Raw genomic sequence first — 273 nt, 5'->3', positions numbered from 1 at the left:
CCGTTGCTGACGCAACGTTATCCTTCACGTTTTACTATCGCGTTCCACCAGAACGATTGGTGGGTCGTGCAGGATTCGAACCTGCGACCAATTGATTAAAAGTCAACTGCTCTACCAACTGAGCTAACGACCCGAGTGGTGGGTGATGACGGGATCGAACCGCCGACCCCCTCCTTGTAAGGGAGGTGCTCTCCCAGCTGAGCTAATCACCCGATACTACGCTGGATACTACTAAGCGGTGGGTCGTGCAGGATGACTCGGCTTTGCCTCGCC

2 tRNA genes are annotated in these 273 nt (G+C 54.9%); both read right to left on the bottom strand.

The window, feature by feature from the left end:
• Positions 1–57: 57 nt before the first annotated feature.
• A tRNA-Lys gene (locus HMPREF3140_RS25290) sits at positions 58–133 on the bottom strand.
• A 3-nt stretch (positions 134–136) separates the two neighbouring features.
• Positions 137–212, bottom strand: a tRNA-Val gene (locus HMPREF3140_RS25285).
• Positions 213–273 lie beyond the last annotated feature (61 nt).

Source organism: Klebsiella sp. HMSC16A12 (assembly GCF_001808265.1).
Classification (GTDB): Bacteria; Pseudomonadota; Gammaproteobacteria; order Enterobacterales; family Enterobacteriaceae; genus Klebsiella; species Klebsiella pneumoniae.
Note: the sequence above shows the minus strand (reverse complement) of the source record. Positions and strands in the feature narration are given on the sequence as shown.